Consider the following 19941-nt stretch of genomic DNA (forward strand, 5'->3'; position numbering starts at 1 on the left):
TAAAGCTTTGTGAACTTTGCATTATTATAATGCTTAACTGGAAAAAAAAACTTAGTGCACTTTGCGTTAAAAAATTACAGACAAAGTATAGCAAACTGAATACTAAAAACTGTACACTGCCAACTATTTTCTCTACTTTTGCAAAATGAATAAAAAACACCATTCCAACGATATACTTTCGAATTTAGGAATTAAAAACCTAAACGAAATGCAGGAAACTGCAAAAGATTTAATTCTAAACGACAACAACGTTTTGTTACTTTCTCCAACGGGATCTGGAAAAACCTTAGCGTTTTTACTTCCTGTTTTAGAATTATTGCAGCCGGAAATTTTATCGGTTCAATGTTTAATTTTGGTTCCTTCACGAGAATTGGGACTTCAGATTGAACAGGTTTGGAAGAAAATGGGAACGCAGTACAAAGTAAATATTTGTTACGGCGGACACTCAATTGATACTGAAATCAAGAATTTAAGTAATCCTCCGGCCGTTTTAATTGGAACGCCAGGAAGAATCGCCGATCATATTGACAGGGAAACTTTTAGAACCGATAAAATTCAGACTTTAATTCTTGATGAGTTTGATAAATCGCTTCAGCTTGGGTTTCACGAACAAATGTCTTTTATCATTGGAAGATTACCGAAAGTGAATAAAAGAGTTTTAGTATCAGCTACATCTGATATTGAAATTCCGAAATATACACGAGTTATAAACCCAACGGTTTTAGATTTTATTCCTGAAGAAGAAGAGAAGGCTAATCTTTCGATGAAAATGATTCTTTCTCCTTCTAAAGATAAACTGGAGAGTTTATTTAATTTGATTTGCTCTTTAAAATCACAGTCGGCTATTATTTTTTGTAATCACAGAGATGCTGCTGAACGTATCAGCGATACTTTAAACGAAAAAGGAATTTATTCAGTTTATTATCACGGCGGAATGGATCAGGATGAACGTGAACGTGCTTTGATTCAGTTTAGAAACGGAAGTGTAAGTTACCTCATCACGACTGATCTTGCTGCCCGCGGATTGGATATTCCTGAAATGAAACACGTTATTCATTATCATCTGCCTTTAAAAGAAGACGAATTTACGCATCGTAACGGTCGTACAGCGCGTATGCAGGCAACCGGTACGGCTTATATTATTGTACACGAAAGCGAAAAAGAACTTGATTATATTGATTATAATATGGAAGTTCTGGATGTAAAAGATATTAAAAGTCTGCCAAAGCCTCCCGAGTTTCAAACAATTTATATTAGCGGGGGGAAAAAGACGAAATTGAATAAGTTTGATATTGTGGGTTTCTTTTCTCAAAAAGGAAAACTTGAAAAAGATGATTTAGGACTTATAGAAGTAAAAGATTTTGTTTCATTTGCAGCTGTGAAATTTGGGAAAGTAAAAGACCTTCTTAAGAACATTAGAGATGAAAAAATGAAGGGTAAAAAGTTTAAAATTGAAGTTGCCCGAAATGTTATAAAGAAAGAAGAAGAAAAAAATAAGAAATTTTAGGTTTTTTGAGATAGCTGTAGAGGGTTATGTTTTGATTTATCTTTCTGGATGTCAGTTTTTTATGAATTATTGAAGAAGATTAACAATTTTGTGTAAAAAAATAATGATTTGATAGCTGTTTTTTCAATATTTCTGTGTTTTTTTGTTGCAGTAAAATTGTAAACCCCAAATCCACTATGAAAAAGATTATTACCATTGCCATTTTGTTATTTAGTTTTGTTTCGTTTGCACAAATTAAAGTTATTGAAACAGTTCCTGTAGAGAAATTAGGAAAAGTAAATAACAACTACATTCAGAAAATTGGAGACGAGTATACAGTGTACTACACTAGTATCTTAAATGATGATGATTCTTCTCCGTTAAGAAAATTTTCTTTTAAAAACGTTAATAACGATTATACAAACCTTTACAATATTATCATGGGCGGTTTCACTGCAACTCCGTTATATGATATTAAATTAGAATTGCCAAACAACTACATCTGGTTACATTACACAGGAAATGTTGTTCCGGACAAAGCTACAGTTCAGTTTATGGTTTCAAGCAAAGACAGAGATGCGGCTACAAACAGTGTTTCTGAGCCATTTGTAAAAGATCAAATCAGCAAATTATTCCAAAAATAAATTTCTTTAAGGTTCAAAGATACAGAGAGACAAAGGGACAAAGTTTAAGTTCTTTATCTTTTTATATTATCATAAAAAAAGCTGTTCTATTTAGAACAGCTTTTTTGTTTTTAGGTTCAAATTTTAAGATTGACAAAGTAAGCAAAGGTTTGGAACTTTGTGCCTTTGTATCTTTGCACTCTGAACCTTAGAAATTAAATTTTCTTCACATACTGCGTAATAATCACAATTTGCTGGCCATCTACTTTTCCTTCAATGTATTCGGCGTTTTCGTGGTCAAGACGAATGTTTCTAACAGCAGTTCCTTGTTTGGCAACCATGCTAGATCCTTTTACTTTTAAATCTTTTATTAAAACTACAGAATCTCCGTGCTGCAAAATAACACCGTTACTGTCTTTATGAACTAGTTTGTTTTCGTCATCTTCACCTTCGCCAGTAGCTTGTGCCCATGCCAGAGTATCTTCATCTAAATACATCATATCAAGTAATTCCTGCGGCCATCCTGCAGAACGTAAACGGCTTAACATTCTCCATGCAACAACCTGAACCGGTATATTTTCATTCCACATGCTGTCATTAAGACATCTCCAGTGGTTTAAATCGACATTATCTGGATTTTCAATTTGGTCAATACAAGTGTTACATGCTAATATTGCTTCATCAATACCGCCTTTTTTTGTTGGCAGTACCTGATATACTTTTAGGTTTTCTTCGGCATTACAAAGTTCGCATTTAGATCCGCTTCGTTTGCTCAATTCTCTTTCGATACTCATTATTGTTTGTTTATTTTAAAAATGCGAAATTACTTATAATTTGCATTGATTGCAAGTTTGTGTTTTTTATGTTTTTTATGTTTTATTTTGAAAAACAATTAGTTTCGTAATCTTTAATGAATTCTATTAATACCTCTTCGTCTTTAATTTTAATTTCGTCGTTATTAATTTTATCATAAGAAGTTTTACAATCTTCAATTGCAGGCAGCATATCATTTTTAGTAATTAATCGACTCAACCCCATTGCTGGCATTTTTGCATAATTTTTATCTGCTTTTTTAATGACATATATTCTTATTATATGGCTATGCGATATTTTATTTAAAACTTTATAGAGTTTTATTTTATTAGAATATAAAATTTGTGCAAAAGTTGTTTCATCAACGCTTTCAAAAGGAATTATTTCTTTTTCTAATCTAATTTTAAAACTTTTTAAATCTTTTGGCAGATAAGTTTTAGTAACTCCATTTTCGATAACGGTAATTTTGTCCTGTAAACCAATTAATCGGTTTACATTAAAAGATGCATCAAATTTTATTTCAACACTTAAAGTATCATTTTTTGGGGTTACAATTTGTCCGAAATATTTTTGACCAAAAGTAATGTTACAGAAGATTAGTAGTAAAAAGGAGATAATTGTTTTTGTTAATGTCATAAATTAATGAGTTGGGGTTATTTTTATTTTTTTATTCTAACAGCATCCGGAACCAGCATTTCATATTCACCGCCATTTCGCAATACATCACGAACAATACTAGAGCTGATAAAAGATGTTTTTGCTGCGGTTAATAAAAATACAGTTTCAATTTTAGAAAGTTTTCTATTTGTATGTGCAATAGCTTTTTCGAACTCGAAATCGGCTGGATTGCGCAGACCTCTAAGTATAAAATTTGCTTTTTCTTTTTTTGCCAAATCAATTGTTAAACCTTCGTAAGTGATTACAGAGATTTTTGGTTCATCTTTGAAAGTTTCTTCAATAAAACGTTTTCTTTCTTCTAATGAAAACATGTATTTTTTTTCGGCATTAACACCAATAGCAATTATGATTTCATCAAATAAAGGAATTCCTCTTCTGATAATATCTTCGTGTCCAAGTGTAATTGGATCAAATGATCCCGGAAATATTGCTTTTCGCATTTCATTTTCTTTTTAAGATTCAAAGCTGCAAAGGCACAAAGGCGCAGAGTTTTTTGAAATTAAGTTATTCTTTTTGTGTTGATTGCTTCTACCCATTCGTCTTTTTTGCACACCTTACAATTTGCTGTTCCCGTTTTTTGTTCTTCTGTATGTCCACAGAAAGAGCAGGAGTAAATACCGTCAGATGGAATGAATTTACTTTTTGTGTAGAATAATGATGGTAAAATAGGTAATCCATATCCAACATCTTTATCTTCATAATAAAAAACACTTATTTCACCGCTGGTTTCAATAAATGCATGTTTTACCTGACCTAAATGTTCTATTGATTTGATACGCAATTCTGCAAAAAATTCATCCTGAGCTAAACTTTCTTTTCTAAAAGTTGAAACAGAAAATTTTCCGTCATTGATTAAACATTCGGTTCTGCCTTCAATAAATTCTTCAAATTTTTTGCTTTTTCCTGTAAGCCAGGTTACGGTGCGATACAAAATAATTATAGTAGAAAAAACTATTGCAGCTGGAATTATTCCAACATCTTCATAAAACATCGGATCGCCTGCCGCAGAACCTAAAGCAATGATAATTACGGTTTCGAAAATCGATAATTGTTTTACGCCTCTTTTGCCTGCCAGTTTTAATGTCAGCAATAAAATAGTGAACATTACCGTCGAGCGGAAGATTACCTCCAGAATAAAGGTTTCAGGCAGGTTGTTGTAAAATAATCTATTCCATTCGAAGATTTCTTTCATTTTTTTTTTTTAGAGGTTCAAAGGTTCAGAGAGGCAAAGGTTTTCTTTTTGGAAGGGACTTCGATTTCGCTTAGCCTCATAGTTGTATAAATTTAAAAAATAAGGTTCTGAAATCTTAGTAACTTAGAATCTCAGAACCTTAGTATCTTTAAGCTAAAGCTAACTCAATAGCATTTGTAAATAAATCTTCCAGAGAAATTCCGGCTGCTTTTGCCTGCTGCGGAATTAAACTTTCTGTAGTTAAACCTGGAATTGTGTTCATTTCAAGCATATAAGGCTCATTGTCAACAATGATGAATTCGCTTCTTGAGAACCCTTTCATTTTTAAAACTTCGTAAGCACGTTTTGCAGTTTCTCCCACTTTTTTTGTTAATTCGTCAGAGATTCTGGCTGGTGTTATTTCCTGTGATTTTCCTTCGTATTTGGCTTCGTAATCGAAGAAATCATTATCTGAAACAATTTCTGTAATTGGTAAAACGATTACTTCTCCTTTGTAATTAATTACGCCGACAGAAACTTCGGTTCCGTCAAGGAAACTTTCGATTATGATTTCGTTATCTTCTTTGTAAGCAACTTCAATTGCAATTGGGAGTTCAGCTTCTGTTTTTACTTTTGAAATTCCAAAACTTGAACCTGCTTTGTTTGGTTTTACAAAACAAGGTAAACCAACTTTTGCAATGATTTCCTGAGTATTAATTATATCACCCTTATTTAGATAATAAGAAATTGCCGTTTTGATTCCGTATGGTTTTAAAACTGATAACAAATCTCTTTTATTGAAAGTCAATGCCGATTGGTAATAATCGCATGATGACTGAGGAATACCTAATAATTCAAAATAAGCCTGCATTAATCCATCTTCGCCAGGAGTTCCATGAATGGCATTGAAAATGCAGTCAAATTTGATTTTTTCACCATTTACTGTTACAGAAAAATCATTTCTGTCAATTGGAAATTCGGCGTCGTCTGCGTCTACATAAACCCATTTTTCTTTAAAAATATGAATTCGGAATCCGTTGTATTTTGTTTTGTCAAGATATTGGTACACAACGTTTCCGCTGATAAGCGAGATTTTATATTCGCTTGAATATCCGCCCATGATGATGGCAATGTTTTTCATTGACTTTTTGTTTATTTGTTTAATCGTTAATTTGTTTAATCGTTTTGCTTGTCAGACTGAGCGAAGTCGAAGTCTACGCAAAGTGATGCAGCATGCGGGACTTCGACTTCGCTCAGTCTGACAATATTGTCGTTGTTTTAATAAAAAACAAAATCTTCTTTTGAAACTGAATGCCCTAGCCCTGATGGGAGCGGCATCCTTTTGTGCCGGGGTTCGGCGCAAAAGATACAGCGGACAGCAGGAAATAGCTCCTTCCTTCGACTTCGCTCAGGATGACAGTCAGCGGCTTTCTTGTTTTAAACAAAATTATCATTTTTTTTGAAATGAAATACTTTATCTTTGCGTCAACTAAAAATAAATTTATGAGTTTACGTAAGTATTTAACTAGCCGAGTATTTTTTTTACAAGTATTAAGTGCAGCAGGAATTATCGCAGTTTTAGGGTATTTGTTTATGCATTGGTTGACTTTTACAACTGATCACGGACATGAAATTGCAGTGCCAAATTTGGCCAGACTGACTGAAGAACAAGTTGAAGAAAAATTAGATGAGCTTGACTTAGATTATGTGCTTTTGGATAGTGTTGATTATAGAAGTGAATTTCCAAAATATAGCGTTGTAGAGCAGGATCCGCTGCCTGGTACTAAGGTTAAAGTTGGAAGAAAAATATATATTAAAATTAACTCATCGGGATTTTCTTCTGTTAAGATTCCTGATTTAATTGAAAAAACATATCGTGAAGCGGTTCCAACTTTGAAAGCTTTAGGACTTGAGCCGGGAACGATTACTTATATCCCGAATCTTGGAAAAGATATGGTTCTTGAAATGCGTTATAAAGGCAGAAATTTAAAAGTAGGAGACCGCGTTTTGAAAGCGTCTAAAATTGATTTGGTTTTAGGTGACGGAAAAGCAAGTTATGTAGATGACAGCCAGGCAGACAGTACTGCAGTGCCTGTAGAAACCCCACAAGATGAACAACAATAATATTGAAGAAAACTTAGATCTGGAAGACGAATTATTTGAGCATTACAGATTTGAAGTTCCAAAAGGTCAGGCGTTTTTGCGTATTGACAAATATTTAATGTATTTGATTCCGAATGCTACACGAAATAAAATTCAGAATGCAGCAACGGACGGAAATATTTTTGTAAATGATATTCCGGTAAAATCAAATTATAAAGTAAAACCTTTTGATGTGATCACGATTATGTTGTCGCATCCTCCGTTTGAAAACCACATTCTTCCTGAAGATATTCCGTTGAATATTGTGTATGAAGATGATGCTCTTTTGTTGATTAATAAAGAGCCGGGAATGGTTGTGCATCCGGGACACGGAAACTATACAGGAACTCTTGTAAATGCTTTGGCGCATCATTTTGATAATCTGCCAATGAACAGCAGTGAGCGTCCTGGTTTGGTTCACCGAATTGATAAAGATACTTCCGGACTTTTGGTTGTTGCCAAAACAGAAGCGGCTATGACGCATTTAGCAAAACAATTTGAGGCTAAAACTACTGAACGTGAGTATATTGCTCTTGTTTGGGGAAATGTCGCTGCAGATAGCGGTACAATTGAAGGAAACCTAGCAAGACATTTAAAAGACCGCATGCAAATGGCAGTTTTTGATGATCCTGAAATTGGTAAACCTGCTATTACGCATTATAAAGTTTTGGAACGTTTTGGTTATGTGACTCTTATTTCGTGTAAATTGGAAACAGGAAGAACGCACCAAATTCGTGCGCACATGAAACATATTGGTCATCCGTTATTTAATGACGAACGTTACGGTGGTCATTTGATTTTAAAAGGAACAACGTTTACAAAATACAAACAGTTTATCGAAAATTGTTTTAAAGCTTTGCCTCGTCAGGCCTTACATGCTAAAACACTTGGTTTTGTTCACCCAAATACAGGCGAAATGATGCGTTTTGATACTGAACTGCCAGACGATTTTAAAGAATGTATTGAGAAATGGCGTAATTATGTGAAATCGCATAATACGGAAGAGGAAAATTAATTAGATTATTATTCACTTATATAAAAAAAGCTCCAATTTGGAGCTTTTTTTATGATTCAATTTTAATATTTCTGTTGAGAAATATTGAAATCGCTTTAGCAACTTCATTAGCTTCCTTCTCGTGTAATCTTTGTTTAATGGTATAATCATGAGATGAATCGGGAAATATATCAAGATAAACCATCCAGCCTAAATTATACGAATTTATATAGCAGATATTTACTGATTTTAATTTATAAAGCTGACAGCGAAACTTATTGTTGATATATAAATCTTCATCTTTTATGGTGATTACGTGATTTCTGTTTTTGTACCATTCAAAATAATCCTTAAATACAATGCAACCAATAACTACCCAGCTAAACAATAATGACAGCCATTGATTTTGTAAAGTTTGAATATTTATTTGCGTAAGAACTATAATGGCTATAGAACTAGTGAAAAGCACTGGAAAAATTAAGGATGATTTGTTTAAATCAAATGAAACAGTTATTTCGCTGTTTCCATTCTGTTTAATGCTGTATTGCTTCATTTACCGATTTTTATATTTCCTTAACTCAAACTCCGAATGATATTTTATTTGTCCTGTTGAACCAGTTTCCTATGGTAAAAGTATATTCGTTGCGTAGACGCACAGCAGTGCGTCTCTACAGATATACTTTACGTTTAATATTTGTCCAGTTTTTTACCATTAAGATATTAAGTTAATTAAGTTAAGTTGGCAGAAAGCTTAATATTCTTAAAAAGAAAATTAAGTACAACATTCTTAATTAACTTAATATCTTAATGGTTTAAAATTAACTTTTTATTTGTCCTGTTGAACCAGCTTTAGATGGTAAAAGTTCAAAAACCGAAGTAGGAGCGAGCCCTTGTTCAATTCGATGTGAAACATATAAAATTGTAACGTTTGTTTGTTGTTTTATGGTATTAATCAACTGAATTACCAAATCTACATTTTCGTCATCTAAGCCTTCTACCGGTTCGTCTAAAATCAATAACGGCGGATGTTTTAATACGGCACGTACAATCAAGCCAACTCTTTGCTGACCTAATGTTAAATCGATGAAACGTTTTTTTCTTAAATGCGTCATTTCGATTACTTCAAGCCATTGCGAAACGATATTTTTTTGATGCGTTGTGGGTTCTGTATAAAGTCCGATTTGATCGAAGAATCCGGATAGTATCATTTGCTCCAGCGTGTGGCCTTTTTGAAACAAATCCATCATCGAAGTAGTATAAATACCAATTTGTTTTTTGATTTCCCAAACACTTTCTCCGGTTCCTTTTTTTCTTCCAAATAAATATAAATCCTGACCAAATCCTTTTGGATTATCTCCTGTTATTAAAGATAAAATGGTACTTTTTCCGGAACCGTTTGGACCGATTAACTGCCAAAATTCGCCTTGTTTGATAGTCCATGAAATATTGTTCAGAATTTTTCTTTCGTCGTAACTAACCGAAACATTTTCGAGTTTGATTAATTCACTTTCGTGAAAAGAATGCGGCTCTAAAGCTTTTGGAACTGCAGAAGTATTTAATGTTTTAAAATGATTTTCGTTTTTTGAAATCGGATGTAATTCAAAAGTATTGTCTTTAATCAGTGCTTTATTCGGAACAAATTCCAAAACATCAACAACACGATTTAAGAGTTGAATTATCGCAATATCATTCGTTAAATCTTTAAGTGAATCGGCTAAAATAACTCTTGAAGCCTGATCTAAATGATCAAAAGGATTATCAAAAATGATAAAATCCGGTTTTTGATTGATGCAGTATTTTAAAAATTCTTTTTTACGTTCACCAGATGAAAAGGTGCGTAATTGTCGGTGTGATTCAGGAGAAGCTTCTACGCTGTCGTATTGGTATTCTTTTTCGATGAATTTTTCGATTGCTATGTCAGAGAACAAAATTCCTTTTTGAGTATTAAAAATGGCTAATTCTCCTTCTGCTTCTCCATTAAGTATGTTGTCTATAAAAGCTTTTTTGTTTACCTGGTTAGATAATAATATGTCCCAGTGTTGCATTTTTTGTATTTTAAATATTTGTTGTTTTTGCCACAGATTAAAGGGTTAAAAGAAATAATCATTTTAAAGGAAGTAGCAAAAAAATATAATTTTATTCTGATTTTTTGGTCGCCATTTCGCGGTCGTTTCTGGACCATTCACTCCATGAACCTACGTATAGTTTTGGAATTTCAATTCCGGCATAATCCATTGCCAATAAAGTGTGACATGCTGTAACTCCTGAACCGCAATGTACAATTGTGTTTTCTGACGATTTATCTTTTAATACTTCTGAATATTTATCGTTTAAAATTTTAGAAGATTTAAAAAGGCCATTTTCATCCAGATTTTCACTAAAAGGAACATTTACAGCTCCGGGAATATGTCCTGCTATTAAATCTAAAGGTTCAGTGAGTCCGTCAAAACGATTTTTATCTCTTACATCAATTACAATATTATCACTATTATTTCGGGCTTTTTCAACTTCTTCTATATCAGCCGTTTTTAATTTCCATTCAGAAATTGGATATTTTTCTGTAGTTTCAAAATTTTCTTTTTCAGAACTTATTGAAAAGCCTGCTTTTACAGCTTCTTGTAAACCTCCGTTTAAAACCTGAACTTTTTCATGTCCAGCTGATCTTAGCATCCACCAAAATCTCGCCGCTGCATTTGATCCGTTTTTATCATCATAAATTACAATATGTGAAGAAGGAGAAATTCCCAGTTTTGAAAGCACTTCAGAAAATTTAGAAAGCGAAGGCAGTGGATGTCTTCCACCATTTGCAGGATCTTCAACTGTTGCCAAATCTTTGTTTAAATCAACATAGCGGGCGCCTTTTAAATGTTCTGCTTTATAGTTTTCCTCAGCATTAATTCCGGCTCTGGCATCAATTAGAATAATTTCTAAAGGATTTAATTTTAATAAATCTTCAACGTTTATGATGGGAGAAAGTTTAGACATTTTAATGGTTTTATTTTTTAGAAGTTCCTAACCAAAGCAACGCATCAAGAATGAGTTTGCTTTCGGTTTTATTTTCAAAAGTATAAGAAAGTGTTTTATTAGTTCCGCCTTCATAATCAATATCATTATGTCCCATATTTACGTACAGCATTTTGTATTTTTTGTTTGTCCAAACTACAGGATAATAACCTTCATGCCAAATTTCGTGTGCTTTTGGTCCAGTTCCTAAAGGAAAACTGCTTTCGTCGATTGCCAAAAGAATTTTTATATCAGGATTTTTTCTAAGATCGTTGCTCCATCTGTACCATTCGTTTGGTGCTGATGAAAAAGTTTTAGGAAGGTTTTTTGTTACCGGATGCTGGTTTTCAACTCTCAAAACGGCAGATGTCGGCCTCCAGGTATTGCTTCCATATTCGCCGGAACCAAGAAATGTATTGTGGTACCAATCCCAGTTTTGCGGATAACTTGAATTGTTTAAGGCAAATGCTGAAAAATGAAACCCCATGAAACCACCGCCGTTTTCCATATATTTTTGAAAAGCGTCACGCTGTTCTTTTGTTTCAGGTCTTGTATCTAAAAACAAAACGACCTGATAATTGGCTAAAAATTTAGCGTTAAGATTATCCCAGTTGTTGGTAGAATCATAAACAAAATGGTTTTCTTCAGCCAGTTTTGGAAGAAACTTATTGGCTTCATGTACAAAACTTATATGTGCCTGATCGTTTTTTGCAGTATAAAAAGCAATTACTTTAAATTTTGGTTTGTCTTTTTTATGCTGAGAAAAACCTGAAAAACAAGCTAAAAAAAGCATTAATAAAATACTTTTTTTAGCTAATGAAGTCTGATTAAAATTTGCCATCAATTATAAAATTAACTTGGGATTTTTTCAATTAATATTTCGTTTTCGGCACTGTCAAAATAAGTACACGTCATTTCAATAATATCGACTCTCCATTTTGCGATTCCGCATTGACCTGCGTGATTGCAAAAAGTAAGATAATCCGTTTCTCCATTTTGATGTTTTAACAGAAACTCAATAAAAAGTTCTTTATTAACGCTCACTGCAATCGAAATTGGACTGTATTTTTCATCCGATGTAACAGAATAACCATTTACACCATAATATTCAACGTGTCCGTCATTCACAAAAGTGTCGTAACCTTTTACACCCAGAATAATTAAATCTTGTATATAATTTGGAAAATCAGCTCCGCTTTTTACTTTAGCATGTGCTTCTTTGATTTGATCGATTGTAAACATATTATTTTAATTTTAGATTAGTTATTTTAAAAATTTTCCGCCACGAATTCACGAATTATTTTTTAAATTAATTCATTAATAAAATTCGTGAATTCGTGGCTAAAAAAAGATTATTTATTTCAAAAATACGATTAATGGTTTTATAAATTGATCAAAAGTTTCGATATGTGGTAAATGTCCGGTATTTGGAATTTCAACCAATTTTGAGTTTGGAATTGCTTTTTGCGTTTTTTTGCCCAATTCAGCATAATTTCCCATTGTTTTTCGAACCTCTTCAGAAACCAAAGGTTTTCCAATTGCGGTTTTATCTCTTGTTCCGATGATTAAAAGTGTTGGACTTTTGATGTTTTTAAATTCATATAAAACAGGCTGTGTAAAAATCATATCGTACATCAAAGCAGAATTCCAGGCAACTTTGTTATAATCTGGCGCAGAAGTCCACCCGGCAGAAAGTTCAGCCCATTTTTGGTAATCGGCATTCCATTTTCCGTCGTAATAATTTTCCATTTGATATTTTTTAATGGCCTGATAATTTTGCTTTAATTCAGATTCGTACCACCAATCTACGGGTTTATATGGTACGACCAATTTCCAGTCTTCTAAACCAATTGGGTTTTCGAGAACTAATTTTTCAGTAGTTTCAGGATACATCAAAGCAAATCTTGAGGCAAGCATTCCACCCATAGAATGCCCTAAAATTGTTGTTTTTTGAATGCCTAAATGATCAAGCAGTTTCTTGGTATTTTCTGCAAACTGCTGAAATGTATATTGAAAATTATCTGGTTTGGATGATTTTCCAAAGCCAATCTGATCGGGAACAATTACGCGGAAACCTTCTTTTGTTAAGTCTTTTATGGTAGTTTCCCAATATGCTGCGTTGAAGTTTTTTCCGTGAAGTAAAACAATATTTTTATTGTTGTAATTGTCTGGTTTTATATCCATATACGCCATTTTTAAAGTCTGGCGCTGAATATTCAATTCTAAAAACTGAACTGGGAACGGATATTCGTAATTAGTTAAATTAATATCTAATTGTTTTATTTTGTCTTCCTGCGAAAAACAAAACAAAGGCAGCAATAATATGGCGAGTTTGATAATTTTCATTTAAAATACATTTAGATAGAATTATAAATTTACCGCTATGTATTTTGAAAACCAAAAGTTAGACTCTTAAAATTATCAGAAAAAATGTTGAATAAACTATTTTTTTAGTGTTACAACTCTTTGTGGATAAGGAATGTCAATTCCGGCTTCATCGAAACGTTTTTTTATACTCTGCAGTAAATCGCAATACATAACAAAGCCATCAGTTGAGTTTTTTGCCCACGACCACGCTTTTAAAGTTACGCTGGAATCAGCTAATGCAACTACTCTTGCGACAACCAGAGGTGTTTTTTGTTTTTTATTTTCGGCAGTTCTGGTATCAATAAAAAGCGGATGTTTGGCAATTTCATCTTTCATAATTTCCAAAGCTTTTTCGATGTCAGATTCATAACCAATGCCAATTTCGATTATTTTACAGCATTTGGTATCGTGCATATTGGTGTTTACGATAATTTGATTGCTGATAACTGAGTTTGGAATTATGATTCGATTGTTTTCGGCATCTTTTAAAACAACTTGTCTGAGATTTATATCTTCAACAGTTCCCACGAAATTATTGATTGTGATTTTATCGTTAATTCGGAAAGGCTTAAAAATTACCAAAAATACACCGCTTACAATATTACTTAAAGCCTGCTGTGAAGCTAAACCCGCAACGAGCGAAATAACACCGGCTCCGGCTAAAAATGAATGTCCGATGATTTTAAATTCAGGAATTTGAATTAAAGCAAATGCAAAACCCAGAATGTAAATTACGGTTATTATTAAATGTTTTAAGAATTTAAATCCCGTAACATCATATTCTTTCTGGCTGAGTTTTCGATATAAAAAGTAACGAAGCATTTTTTCTGTTACAGCTCCTAAAACTATCGTTGTGATGGCTATAATGGCAATAAAAATTCCTATTCTGAAGTCTTTTATGTAATCGATCATAGCTTTAGAATTTTTGTATTAAAGTGAAATTACGGATTCGATTAACCATTTGTTTTTTACTTTTTTCAGGTTAAATTCTATTGGCATGGCAACTTCCTTTGGAGATACAACTATGCGGGCAGTCGAATCTGTAATTTCTTTTTCGTAGTATTCAGCATTTTTTTCTTTATCCAGAAATCTGGCTTTTTGATCATCTGGAATGCTTTTTTCCATTTTTTTCAGCGTTTCTAAATTCATCAAATTATCCTTGTTCGGAATTATGAATTCTTTTGCTGCTTTAAGATCAAATTGATTTGTTGCGGCTAAATAAGCAATAACAGTTTCTTTTGGAGTTTTTGGCGATTCCTGAGCGACGTTTTCCTTTGAAGATTTACGCAACTCACAGTTTGTAAAAATGACTAAAAAAAATAAAAATGCTATAGAATACTTCATTTCTTTTTGGTTTTATAATCCAACAAAATCATCACTTTTTGGGAAAATGCTTAACGCCTGAATGGCAATTTCAGGAGTTGGAGAAGCTAGTTTTCTAAGTTTAGTATCCATCCATGCGCCATCGACTGTAATAGTTGCACAAAGTGTATCGTCTTCTCTTCTAAATTCGTGAATGATCGACCAGCGCGAAGCATCGGCCTTCATTTTTGATGTTTTGGTATGAATAAATATTTTGTCTGAAAGTTTTAATTCTTTTCTAAAAATACATTCTTCTCTAAATAAAACAGGTCCGAAACCTTGTGTTTGCATTACTTTTAAAGTTAAGCCAAGTTCTTCGAGGATTTCGATACGATGCTGCGCACCAAAATCGTAATAAGCACTATGACGAACGTGAAAATTTGGGTCAAGATCTGACCAGCGAAAAGAAATTTCTTTTGTAAATGAAGCCATTTTTTATTTGTAATTTTAATTTAAAACCGAAATTACGAATAAAAAACGAGTTTGTTAAGGTTTCATTTTTGATAACTCAACTTCAAGCTTATCAAAATTCTCTTCATTTTTATCGACCACGTAAGGTTTTAGTTTCTGGCATTCATCTTCGGCTTCAAAAAGCATTTTAAAAACCACTTTTGTCTGATTTTGAGCAACAGTTTCAAATGTTGTTAAGATTTGAAAAAGTGGCTTAGAATGACGTTTCCAGGCTATTAAATTAGGTCTTTCTATTTTTATAAATTCACATTCGTTAGCATAATTTCCCACTTCGGGGCCATGCATAATAAAACTCCATTTTCCGCCTTCACAAAAATTAAATTCATGAAAAGTATTCGTAAAACCTTTTGGTCCCCACCAATTTTTTAAATGCTCGGGATCGCTCCACGCTTTAAAAACAAGTTCTTGCGGAAAATTCAGAATTCTTGTCGTAACAATCTCTGAATCTGGTGTTGTAGAAAGAATCTCTGAAGTCATTTGAAACGTTTTTAATTAAATAATTTCTAAATTATCCCATGCGTATTCTATTTTGTTTATTCTGATGTAATACAGAATTAGGAAAGCAATTTCTAATCTGAATGAAATATTTCCACTTCCATTACTTGAAGTGAAAGGAATAACAAACATTGATGCAGCACAAATTACAATTCCAATAATAGCGTCAATTTTAGCAATTAATATGGCATTATCTTTTTCAAACCAAAGAGAAAATGCTGCATACGCTTTAAGTGCCATTATTGCCACTATAAATATACCAATTGGTGAATAGGCTGTATTGCTCGAAAATCCGTAAAGAGATAAACTAACATTGGTCATAAACGCACTTGCAATTAATGTACCTGCACAGCAAACTCCCATTACCATAAAAATCCAGCAAAAAGTTTTAATCCACCATGGTAAAAGTTTTCTTCGGATGACAGCCGGTTTTTCAAATTCTTCAAATTGGCTTTGTAATTCTTCGCTCATTATTTTTTATTTATTTTTTGATTTGGATTGGTTCAATTTTTATCATTACAGTGTCGCTTATTACGTCATGAATGGCTCTTGTTTTATTGCTTGAAAAAATTGTAATAAAAGAAAGCCAGCCTAATGATAGTTTTAAGAAATATCGAATGAATGATTGAAAGATGTTGATTTTCATATCTTCATTTGAGTTTTTTCGAACTCTGATTCCTTTTATATGATTTCCAATTGTTCCGCCAAATGTTGTTGCAATTGGTTCGTATAAAAACAGAGATATCAGCAAAACCATTCTTAAAGAATCCGGAACATTTTTAAAACTTGATAAAACATCCGAAATAACAATCATACAAGCAATTATTAGGACAGAATCAATTAATGTTGATTGTATTCGGTCTAATACTAAAGGGTATTTTTCATTCATAGTTTTTTTTACGAATGTAATTAATTTTGAACTTCTTTTCGTGTGTTTAGTTTTTTTACTATCCACGGAAGTGTAAGTCCTTGTCCGATAAGAGTTATTAATACTACTGCCACAGAAATAAATATAATCGTATTTCGTTCAGGAAACGGACTGCCGTCTTCCAAAACTCTCGGAAGTCCGATGGCAATGGCAAGAGATACAATGCCGCGCATTCCAGACCAGCCTAAAATTATACTGTTGTTAAAATCCAGAAGAGCATCTTCGCTAACTTTTCTTTTTCCATTGCGAGTCTTTTTAAAAGCTTTTTGAAGATTGATTTTTTGAAGAAAAATTCTAACAAACCGGATTAACAATGTCACAATCGTAATGATAAATGCATAGCCGATATAAGGCAGAATCATGTCGTTGTCAATATCTTTTAGTACATATCTGAAATTAAGGCCAATTAAAATAAAAATCAATCCGTTTAATAGAAATATTATAATATCCCAAAGGCTGCGCGAACTGTTTTTTAGGTTTTCGGGAAATATTTTTTTGCTAAAACGGGCAATAGATAATCCAGAAACAACAACAGCGATTACACCCGAAACATGAAATTGTTCTGCAATTAAGTACGCTACAAAAGGCATCAATAGCATGAAACTTATCGTGACATTGGTGTTTTTATGTACTTTGCTTAAAATAAACGCCAGTATTTTAGAGATTATCATACCCACTAGAAAACCGCCTCCTAATAAAACGATAAACTGCAAGGTTGCTTTCCAGAGAACAAAAGCGGAACCCATTACAGCTGCAACTGCAAAACGATAAGCCACAAGTGCTGAAGCATCGTTTATAAGACTTTCGCCTTCGAGAATTGTGATGGTTTTATGAGAAATGTCAAGCCCTTTTGTAATGCTTACAGCAGCAACGGCATCGGTTGCAGAAAGTATTGCTCCGAGTACAAATGCGAGCGGCCAGGAAATATTCGGAATCATATAATGAGCTGCAACGGCAATCCAAAAAGTGGTAAGAAATACCAAAGTTATGGCCAATGTGCTGATTGTATTCAGATTCGTTTTGAAATCTTTTGGTGAAATATTAAACGATGCATCGTATAGCAAAGGCGGAAGAAATATCAAAAAAATAATTTCCGGATTGATCTGGATTTCGGTCATAGTTGGAATAAAACCAATGGCAACTCCCACAATTACCAGCAAAATAGGGTAGGGTAATTTTGCTTTATCAGCAAAGGCAGATAATCCTATAACAATGGCGAGTATGAATATAATGATGCTGTAGTTTTCCATTAAGCAGATTTTCTAGATTTGTTTTTGTTCGGTTGTTGTTTTGGTAATTTTGTTTTGACCAATTAATTATAACTAAGAATAAGTGAAATAAGGGGAAAAGCTATTATTCCTGCTGTTATATACCAAACTGTACGTTTCGAAATTCCACCAAAAACTATACAAATTACAACGTGTATAAATAACATAAACCCAATAATATTGTCCGATAAATCAGAACTAAATCCTATAAACAGGTAAATAATAAAAATGATAATGTTAATTAATAAAATAGCATATGTCGGTAATGTTTTTTCCGACTCGTTTTCGTTTGAGTTTTCCATATTGTTTGTTTTTATTTATATTTTTTTGGGTTGCCCCAAAATTCCAGTTTTAGTTTTGTATTTTAAATAACAGGAAGTCTTTTTTCATTTTAGGGGTTAGGTTCTTTTAAGTTTTCGAAAATATATACCAACGTTAAGCTACTATACATGGTTTAGGGCTAAATTAATCCCGATTTTCGGATTTCCAAAATCTTGTGTATTTTAATTATTATTGAGTTGTTTTTCTAAATTATCAATTTGTGATGGACCGCTTAGACTTTTATTAATGATGATTCCATTTTCATCAGCCAAGAAATGCCAGGGAATTCCAAGTGACTGACTTCCGTATAAGTTTCGTAAATCAGCATCCAGTTTTTCATTAGCACGAATATGATAGCCTTCTAAATTGTAAAAATGAGCCATATCACGCCATTGTTTTTCTCTGTTTTCTTTGTCTATGGAAATATAAACCATAGTAATGTTTTTTGATTTTAACAAAGCATACAGTTTTTGATTGTCTTTAAATTCTGCTTTACAAGGTCCGCACCAAGTCGCCCAAATATCTATATAAAATTGTTTTCCATTCAATCCTTTTAACAGATCTTTTACAGAATTAACTGCTGTATTGTCTGTAAAATGTATTTTGTTATTAAGCGGTTCTTCTTGTTTTTTATGAAATGCAATAATGGGAATAATTACAGGATCAAGAAAATGAGTATAAGGACTTGAAGGATATTCGGTTTTAAATTGTTCAAAAAGTGTTATTAATTCTTTTTCGTAATTATTATTGATTGCTTCATAATAAATATAAGCGGCTAAATAATATTCCAGCTGAGGCTTTGATAAATGTTTTTTTGCATAATTTATTCTGTGTGTATGAATCTGACCCTTTTTTCCTATTTCGGTCAGTTTTGAAATATCTGCAGCATCCAATATTAATTCATTATATCTTAAATAATTTTCGATATAAAAATAAAACCAGGGCGATTTAAGAAGTTCAGGATTAGTTACAGGATTGGTTTTGAATATGTCACTCCAGAGTTCTGTATATTGAGTTTTATTAAGTGCATTTTTATTTCCGGTTTCGTTTAAGTAATTGATAAAAGCCAGACTTCCTTGTGCACCTTTGTAAAAATAAGTTCTGTCGGTTTCGATCAGATTGTAAAAATCTTTTGTAATCGATTTGTTTTTTAAAAGCTGTTTAAATCCTTCTAATTCATTTTGAAGACTTTGTGTTAGCTTTTGTTTAATTTCCGAAATAATGCTGTCGCTGCTGTATTTTTTGGTTTCTAATTCAAAATGTCCGCCAACAATCATACTCCTGTTTTGAATTTGATTGTATAATTCCTGACCTTTTTCATTTTTAGATTGTACTTTGAATCTGTTTTCCGGAGCATCGGTGTCAATTTCAATAGTATACGTGTTTCCGGGTTCTATAATTAAAGTTCCGTAAGACTTGTATTTGTATGATAAATCAAGAAAACACGTTTGGTTTGAATTAAGATTTATTTGAAAATTACCCGCAGAATCCGGCTGTACAGAATCTGTAAAACCGAAAAAATCAATTCCGTTTATTGGCAAAGTGTATTCAATTACTTCTGGAATTTTTCCTGTAATTCTGCCTGTAATATGAATATTATTTTTGGTCTGACAGATTCCCAATTCAGAAAAAAGAACTAATAAAAGTAAAAAGTACAGCTTCATCTTTTCTATTTTAAAAAGTTTTGATTATCTCAAATATATACTTTTTTGACTGATAAATGAGACCGAATTTTTATAGTTTGATTTCTTTAAAATGATCTCAAACTGTAAATAATGACATGTAAAACAGCATCATGCCATGATTGTCAGGTTTGAAA

General features: G+C 32.6%; 24 protein-coding genes. 4 read left to right on the forward strand and 20 right to left on the reverse strand.

Annotated elements, in window-relative coordinates; all coding sequences use genetic code 11:
* The first annotated feature begins 145 nt into the window (after positions 1–145).
* Both ABDW27_RS20580 and ABDW27_RS20585 read left to right on the forward strand, forming a co-directional pair.
* A complete protein-coding gene (locus tag ABDW27_RS20580; RefSeq protein WP_343697607.1) occupies positions 146–1507 on the forward strand; it encodes a DEAD/DEAH box helicase in 1362 nt (453 codons plus the stop codon).
* Between the two features lie 176 nt (positions 1508–1683).
* Entirely contained in the window at positions 1684–2130 is a 447-nt protein-coding gene (locus ABDW27_RS20585) for a hypothetical protein (protein ID WP_073414050.1), read from the forward strand.
* 194 nt (positions 2131–2324) lie between these two features.
* Here ABDW27_RS20585 and ABDW27_RS20590 read toward each other — a convergent pair whose 3' ends face one another.
* From ABDW27_RS20590 to ABDW27_RS20610, 5 genes are all read right to left on the reverse strand, one after another.
* Entirely contained in the window at positions 2325–2903 is a 579-nt protein-coding gene (locus ABDW27_RS20590) for a PhnA domain-containing protein (RefSeq protein WP_343697608.1), read from the reverse strand.
* Between the two features lie 82 nt (positions 2904–2985).
* Complete coding sequence (locus ABDW27_RS20595) at positions 2986–3558, reverse strand: hypothetical protein (RefSeq protein WP_343697609.1); 573 nt, start codon at positions 3556–3558, stop codon at positions 2986–2988.
* Positions 3559–3581: 23 nt separating this feature from the next.
* Positions 3582–4040, reverse strand: a complete 459-nt coding sequence (coaD, locus tag ABDW27_RS20600; protein WP_343697610.1) for a pantetheine-phosphate adenylyltransferase — start codon at positions 4038–4040, stop codon at positions 3582–3584.
* Between the two features lie 59 nt (positions 4041–4099).
* On the reverse strand, positions 4100–4792 hold the full coding sequence (locus tag ABDW27_RS20605; protein WP_343697611.1) for a YetF domain-containing protein: 693 nt from the start codon (positions 4790–4792) through the stop codon (positions 4100–4102).
* A 148-nt stretch (positions 4793–4940) separates the two neighbouring features.
* A complete protein-coding gene (locus ABDW27_RS20610) occupies positions 4941–5912 on the reverse strand; it encodes a D-alanine--D-alanine ligase (protein ID WP_343697612.1) in 972 nt (323 codons plus the stop codon).
* 362 nt (positions 5913–6274) lie between these two features.
* On the opposite strand from ABDW27_RS20610, the gene ABDW27_RS20615 reads away from it, so the two are divergent.
* Positions 6275–6895 (forward strand): PASTA domain-containing protein, encoded by a 621-nt coding sequence (locus tag ABDW27_RS20615; protein ID WP_343697613.1) that lies wholly within the window; start codon positions 6275–6277, stop codon positions 6893–6895.
* Complete coding sequence (locus ABDW27_RS20620) at positions 6882–7928, forward strand: RluA family pseudouridine synthase (protein WP_343697614.1); 1047 nt, start codon at positions 6882–6884, stop codon at positions 7926–7928. Before ABDW27_RS20615 ends, ABDW27_RS20620 begins: the two co-directional genes overlap by 14 nt.
* A gap of 49 nt (positions 7929–7977) precedes the next feature.
* On the opposite strand, the gene ABDW27_RS20625 is transcribed toward ABDW27_RS20620, so the two are convergent.
* The 15 genes from ABDW27_RS20625 to ABDW27_RS20695 all read right to left on the reverse strand — a co-directional run bounded on the left by ABDW27_RS20625 (position 7978) and on the right by ABDW27_RS20695 (position 19786).
* The gene (locus ABDW27_RS20625; protein WP_343697615.1) at positions 7978–8460 is read right to left on the reverse strand and encodes a hypothetical protein; all 483 of its coding nucleotides are present in this window, start codon (positions 8458–8460) and stop codon (positions 7978–7980) included.
* Between the two features lie 265 nt (positions 8461–8725).
* Positions 8726–9952, reverse strand: coding sequence for an ATP-binding cassette domain-containing protein (locus ABDW27_RS20630; protein ID WP_343697616.1), 1227 nt, complete (start codon positions 9950–9952; stop codon positions 8726–8728).
* A gap of 91 nt (positions 9953–10043) precedes the next feature.
* The gene (locus tag ABDW27_RS20635; protein ID WP_343697617.1) at positions 10044–10892 is read right to left on the reverse strand and encodes a sulfurtransferase; all 849 of its coding nucleotides are present in this window, start codon (positions 10890–10892) and stop codon (positions 10044–10046) included.
* A gap of 10 nt (positions 10893–10902) precedes the next feature.
* Complete coding sequence (locus ABDW27_RS20640; protein WP_343697618.1) at positions 10903–11751, reverse strand: ThuA domain-containing protein; 849 nt, start codon at positions 11749–11751, stop codon at positions 10903–10905.
* An 11-nt stretch (positions 11752–11762) separates the two neighbouring features.
* The gene (locus ABDW27_RS20645; RefSeq protein WP_343697619.1) at positions 11763–12152 is read right to left on the reverse strand and encodes a DUF1398 family protein; all 390 of its coding nucleotides are present in this window, start codon (positions 12150–12152) and stop codon (positions 11763–11765) included.
* Between the two features lie 114 nt (positions 12153–12266).
* On the reverse strand, positions 12267–13256 hold the full coding sequence (locus ABDW27_RS20650) for an alpha/beta hydrolase (RefSeq protein WP_343697620.1): 990 nt from the start codon (positions 13254–13256) through the stop codon (positions 12267–12269).
* A gap of 96 nt (positions 13257–13352) precedes the next feature.
* Complete coding sequence (locus ABDW27_RS20655) at positions 13353–14189, reverse strand: mechanosensitive ion channel family protein (RefSeq protein ID WP_343697621.1); 837 nt, start codon at positions 14187–14189, stop codon at positions 13353–13355.
* A gap of 18 nt (positions 14190–14207) precedes the next feature.
* A complete protein-coding gene (locus ABDW27_RS20660) occupies positions 14208–14621 on the reverse strand; it encodes a hypothetical protein (RefSeq protein WP_343697622.1) in 414 nt (137 codons plus the stop codon).
* A gap of 12 nt (positions 14622–14633) precedes the next feature.
* Entirely contained in the window at positions 14634–15071 is a 438-nt protein-coding gene (locus ABDW27_RS20665) for an acyl-CoA thioesterase (RefSeq protein ID WP_343697623.1), read from the reverse strand.
* 54 nt (positions 15072–15125) lie between these two features.
* Entirely contained in the window at positions 15126–15587 is a 462-nt protein-coding gene (locus tag ABDW27_RS20670; RefSeq protein WP_343697624.1) for an SRPBCC family protein, read from the reverse strand.
* A 15-nt stretch (positions 15588–15602) separates the two neighbouring features.
* Positions 15603–16076, reverse strand: a complete 474-nt coding sequence (locus ABDW27_RS20675) for a hypothetical protein (RefSeq protein WP_343697625.1) — start codon at positions 16074–16076, stop codon at positions 15603–15605.
* A 10-nt stretch (positions 16077–16086) separates the two neighbouring features.
* Positions 16087–16494, reverse strand: coding sequence for an RDD family protein (locus ABDW27_RS20680; protein WP_343697626.1), 408 nt, complete (start codon positions 16492–16494; stop codon positions 16087–16089).
* Positions 16495–16514: 20 nt separating this feature from the next.
* Positions 16515–17783 carry a Na+/H+ antiporter gene (locus tag ABDW27_RS20685; RefSeq protein ID WP_343697627.1) on the reverse strand — a complete coding sequence of 423 codons (1269 nt, stop codon included), beginning with the start codon at positions 17781–17783 and terminating at the stop codon, positions 16515–16517.
* Between the two features lie 62 nt (positions 17784–17845).
* Complete coding sequence (locus ABDW27_RS20690) at positions 17846–18103, reverse strand: hypothetical protein (RefSeq protein WP_343697628.1); 258 nt, start codon at positions 18101–18103, stop codon at positions 17846–17848.
* Between the two features lie 201 nt (positions 18104–18304).
* On the reverse strand, positions 18305–19786 hold the full coding sequence (locus ABDW27_RS20695; RefSeq protein ID WP_343697629.1) for a TlpA disulfide reductase family protein: 1482 nt from the start codon (positions 19784–19786) through the stop codon (positions 18305–18307).
* Positions 19787–19941: the final 155 nt, after the last annotated feature.

This window comes from Flavobacterium sp., from assembly GCF_039595935.1.
Taxonomy (GTDB): domain Bacteria; phylum Bacteroidota; class Bacteroidia; order Flavobacteriales; family Flavobacteriaceae; genus Flavobacterium.

What these genes read in the sequence shown, in the direction of transcription:
- ABDW27_RS20580 (WP_343697607.1), top strand. Translation starts at nt 146, where the DNA reads ATGAATAAAAAACACCATTCCAACGATATACTTTCGAATTTAGGAATT.
- ABDW27_RS20585 (WP_073414050.1), top strand. Translation starts at nt 1,684, where the DNA reads ATGAAAAAGATTATTACCATTGCCATTTTGTTATTTAGTTTTGTTTCG.
- ABDW27_RS20590 (WP_343697608.1), bottom strand. Translation starts at nt 2,903, where the DNA reads ATGAGTATCGAAAGAGAATTGAGCAAACGAAGCGGATCTAAATGCGAA.
- ABDW27_RS20595 (WP_343697609.1), bottom strand. Translation starts at nt 3,558, where the DNA reads ATGACATTAACAAAAACAATTATCTCCTTTTTACTACTAATCTTCTGT.
- coaD (WP_343697610.1), bottom strand. Translation starts at nt 4,040, where the DNA reads ATGCGAAAAGCAATATTTCCGGGATCATTTGATCCAATTACACTTGGA.
- ABDW27_RS20605 (WP_343697611.1), bottom strand. Translation starts at nt 4,792, where the DNA reads ATGAAAGAAATCTTCGAATGGAATAGATTATTTTACAACAACCTGCCT.
- ABDW27_RS20610 (WP_343697612.1), bottom strand. Translation starts at nt 5,912, where the DNA reads ATGAAAAACATTGCCATCATCATGGGCGGATATTCAAGCGAATATAAA.
- ABDW27_RS20615 (WP_343697613.1), top strand. Translation starts at nt 6,275, where the DNA reads ATGAGTTTACGTAAGTATTTAACTAGCCGAGTATTTTTTTTACAAGTA.
- ABDW27_RS20620 (WP_343697614.1), top strand. Translation starts at nt 6,882, where the DNA reads ATGAACAACAATAATATTGAAGAAAACTTAGATCTGGAAGACGAATTA.
- ABDW27_RS20625 (WP_343697615.1), bottom strand. Translation starts at nt 8,460, where the DNA reads ATGAAGCAATACAGCATTAAACAGAATGGAAACAGCGAAATAACTGTT.
- ABDW27_RS20630 (WP_343697616.1), bottom strand. Translation starts at nt 9,952, where the DNA reads ATGCAACACTGGGACATATTATTATCTAACCAGGTAAACAAAAAAGCT.
- ABDW27_RS20635 (WP_343697617.1), bottom strand. Translation starts at nt 10,892, where the DNA reads ATGTCTAAACTTTCTCCCATCATAAACGTTGAAGATTTATTAAAATTA.
- ABDW27_RS20640 (WP_343697618.1), bottom strand. Translation starts at nt 11,751, where the DNA reads ATGGCAAATTTTAATCAGACTTCATTAGCTAAAAAAAGTATTTTATTA.
- ABDW27_RS20645 (WP_343697619.1), bottom strand. Translation starts at nt 12,152, where the DNA reads ATGTTTACAATCGATCAAATCAAAGAAGCACATGCTAAAGTAAAAAGC.
- ABDW27_RS20650 (WP_343697620.1), bottom strand. Translation starts at nt 13,256, where the DNA reads ATGAAAATTATCAAACTCGCCATATTATTGCTGCCTTTGTTTTGTTTT.
- ABDW27_RS20655 (WP_343697621.1), bottom strand. Translation starts at nt 14,189, where the DNA reads ATGATCGATTACATAAAAGACTTCAGAATAGGAATTTTTATTGCCATT.
- ABDW27_RS20660 (WP_343697622.1), bottom strand. Translation starts at nt 14,621, where the DNA reads ATGAAGTATTCTATAGCATTTTTATTTTTTTTAGTCATTTTTACAAAC.
- ABDW27_RS20665 (WP_343697623.1), bottom strand. Translation starts at nt 15,071, where the DNA reads ATGGCTTCATTTACAAAAGAAATTTCTTTTCGCTGGTCAGATCTTGAC.
- ABDW27_RS20670 (WP_343697624.1), bottom strand. Translation starts at nt 15,587, where the DNA reads ATGACTTCAGAGATTCTTTCTACAACACCAGATTCAGAGATTGTTACG.
- ABDW27_RS20675 (WP_343697625.1), bottom strand. Translation starts at nt 16,076, where the DNA reads ATGAGCGAAGAATTACAAAGCCAATTTGAAGAATTTGAAAAACCGGCT.
- ABDW27_RS20680 (WP_343697626.1), bottom strand. Translation starts at nt 16,494, where the DNA reads ATGAATGAAAAATACCCTTTAGTATTAGACCGAATACAATCAACATTA.
- ABDW27_RS20685 (WP_343697627.1), bottom strand. Translation starts at nt 17,783, where the DNA reads ATGGAAAACTACAGCATCATTATATTCATACTCGCCATTGTTATAGGA.
- ABDW27_RS20690 (WP_343697628.1), bottom strand. Translation starts at nt 18,103, where the DNA reads ATGGAAAACTCAAACGAAAACGAGTCGGAAAAAACATTACCGACATAT.
- ABDW27_RS20695 (WP_343697629.1), bottom strand. Translation starts at nt 19,786, where the DNA reads ATGAAGCTGTACTTTTTACTTTTATTAGTTCTTTTTTCTGAATTGGGA.